Source organism: Rhizobacter sp. P2_H3, assembly GCF_056403355.1.
Genome location: NZ_JBFUFQ010000385.1, coordinates 1 through 3,232 on the forward strand (window position 1 = coordinate 1; position 3,232 = coordinate 3,232).

At 59.8% G+C, this 3,232-nt stretch carries 1 protein-coding gene and 1 pseudogene; both read left to right on the plus strand.

From position 1 onward, the window contains the following. A pseudogene (locus AC1D1T_RS31285) lies at window positions 1-1,044 on the plus strand (RHS repeat domain-containing protein); the annotation flags it as partial. Window positions 1,045-1,049: 5 nt separating this feature from the next. Continuing rightward, a partial coding sequence (locus tag AC1D1T_RS31290; RefSeq protein ID WP_477993257.1) for an RHS repeat-associated core domain-containing protein occupies window positions 1,050-3,232 on the plus strand: 2,183 nt, incomplete at its 3' end.

Here is a 3,232-nt window from a genome sequence, read left to right on the forward strand (position 1 = left end):
GGGCAGAGTCAGCCAGCAGGGAGTGGCTGCGCAGCAAGCAGCACCAATAGAGAGTACGACTACAACGGGAATCTGGTTACCTCCGACGACTTTAGTGGCCAGAGAGCCTGCTATTCCAGTGATCCGGATCGAAATCTGGAAGTGCGTCGTGTCGAAGGAATCGGGCGCAGTGAAGGAGTGCCTCTAGCGTACTGCGGGCAGGTTGATGCTGCAGGCTCTACGATTCCCACTGGTAGTCGCAGGATTAGTACTAATTGGCATCCAGATTGGCGGATCGCGGTCGCAAGGGCCGAGCCAAACAAGTTCACTTGGAACATCTACAACGGTCAACCTGATCCGTTCAATGGCAATGCGATTGCCGCGTGCGCCCCGTCTACTGCAACATTACCCGATGGAAAGCCGATCGCAGTCCTATGCAAGCAGGTGGTTCAGGCAACCACCGACGCGGATGGGCACCTCGGCTTCTCCGCCTCACTGCAACCTGCGGTTGCGAATCGCGTTCGCACCTGGACCTACAACCAATTTGGTCAAGTGTTGACGGCCAAGGGTTCACGTACGACGGTGAATGACACGACGACGTACACCTACTACAGCGATGCGACAGCGGATCACACGGTGGGTGATCTGAAGACGGTCACCAACGCAGCAGGCAAGCTCACAAGCTACGACAAGTACAACAAATATGGCCAGTTGCTGCAGGGCACCGATTCGAACGGCAACGTCACCGTCAACACCTACGACACGCATCAACGCCCACTCTCTAGCAGTGTCGCAGGCGAGATGACCACGTACACGTATGACGCGGTGGGGCAGTTGACACAAGTGCTGCAGCCAGACGGCAGCTGGGTGGGGTACGAGTACGACGATGCGCATCGGCAGAAGGCAGTCAAAGACAACCTGGGTAACCGCATTGACTACCAATTGAATGATGCGGGCACGGCGACCGGCGAGAGTGTGAAGGATCCGGCTGGCAGCCTGAAACGCAGCCTCGCCCGAGTCATGGACGCACTTGGGCGCCCTCAACAAAACACCGGCAGGGAGTGAGGACCATGAAATACATGCAGAGGTCGTCGCTCAGCGGCGTTGTCACCTTGTTCGCGGCGTTGCTGTCCCATGCTGCGTTCGCGCAGACACTGCCACCACCACCTGTGTCGCCGGCGCCGGTGACGACTTACGAGTACGACGCACAGGGCAATCGCACCAAGGTCACGAAGGCTCCGGGCATCAGCGGGCTCAATCTGGAGACCAAGGCGACCTACGACCCGCTGTACCGGGTGAAGGACAGCACGGACCCGAAGAATGGCAAGACGCAGTTCGAGTACGACGGTGGCCACCGCGTGATCCAGGTCACCGACCCGCGCAATCTCGTCACGCAGTACCCGCGCAACGGCTTCGGTGACGCGACCCAGCTGATCAGCCCCGACACTGGGACGGCGACCCAGACCTACGACGAGGAGGGCAACCTTAAGACCCGCGTCGACAGCCGAGGCGTCACCGAAACCTATTCCTACGACGCACTGAACCGGCTGACTACAGCCGTCTACAGCCAGCCTGGGCAGACCAGCCAGACGGTGAGCTGGGGCTACGACCTGACAGGATCGGACTATTCGAACAGCATCGGGCGATTGAGCCGCACCGACCACCCAAACGGTGCTTCGCGGTTCAAGTACGACCCGCAGGGTCGGGTGACTGATGCCATCCAGGCGGTCTACGCGGCCAACGGTGCCAACAGCGCGACTGTGGTCACGACGGTCAAGTATGGCTACACGCTGGGGAAGTTGACGAGCATCACCTACCCGTCAGGGCGCAAGCTGATCTTCGCCTACACCAGTGGGAAGTTGACGGCGATGAGCTTGGCCAAGGATGCGAGCAGCACAGCGGCCCCACTGATCAGCCAGGTGAAGTGGGAACCCTTCGGGCCGCCGAGCAGTTGGCAATGGCAGATGGCAAGCGGGCTGGTGCCGCACGAGCGCTTCTTCGATCAGTACGGGCGTGTCGTGCGCTACCGGCTGGGGGACGTGTTCAGAGACATCACCTATGACGCGGCAGACCGGATCGTAGGGTATACACATCTGTCGGCCAATGATGGCATCCCACAGCCAGGGCTGGACCAGAGCTTCGGGTATGACCAGAACGGCCGGCTGACCAGCGTCACCGCGGCCACGGCGAGCTGGTCTATAGCGTATGACGCCAACGGCAACCGCACGAGCGTGAGTCTGAACGGCAGCCCGAGCGCGTACACCACCGCGACCACGAGCAACCGGCTGACAAGCATCACCAACCCCGCGCGGAGCTTCGGCTATGACAACGCGGGGAACACCACCAGCGACAGCACGAACTACACGGCGACGTATGGGCGCACTGGCGTCCTGGCGAGCCTCACCCATGGGGGTGTGACGAGCACCTTCAGCTACGACGCCGACAAGCGGCGCATCCGCAAGTTCACGACCTCCGGGACAAGCAGCACGCGAATCTTCGTGTACGACCTGGACGGGCAACTGCTGGGCGAGTATGACCAAGCGGGCGTCGCGCTGAAGGAGTACGTGTGGCTGGGCTCGAAGCCGATCGCGGTATTCACCGCCGACCCGAACAACGCGAGCAGTCCGCCCTGGGTGTACTTCATCCATGCAGACCACTTAGACACGCCTCGACTGGTGATGGATCAAAATGGCGGGCGCCGTTGGCGCTGGTTCGCGGAGCCCTTCGGGACTACGGCGCCGGAGACGAACCCCGAAGGCCTTGGAGCCTTTACGCTGAATCTGCGTTTTCCGGGGCAATATGCGGATGTGGAGTCGGGATTGTTTTACAACTACTTCCGTACCTACGATGCAGGCTTAGGGAGATATATCCAAAGCGACCCGATGGGTCTGGCCGGAGGTGGGCTCTCAACATATGGATATGTGGATGGCGATCCACTTGGTTACATTGACTCAGATGGACTGCAAATTGCTCCCCCGCTTTACGCATGCTATAGGGCAGGTCGGCTCGGCTGGCGGATTGGGGAAGAAATTAATCCGTTTGTTCAACCTGTGTTGGCAACTGTAATTGATGGATTATTTTTGGACGATCCAATGCTCGCTGCGACGCCCGCAAATCCCTCGCCAGCAAAGCTGAGCCCGGCGGCGCGTCGACAGTTTGAGTACGAGCGTGCAAAAGATCTCTGTGATGCGCCTCCACCTCCTGGAAATAACGAATGTTCAACGCTGTCAAAACAAATTGACCACGCGAAAGA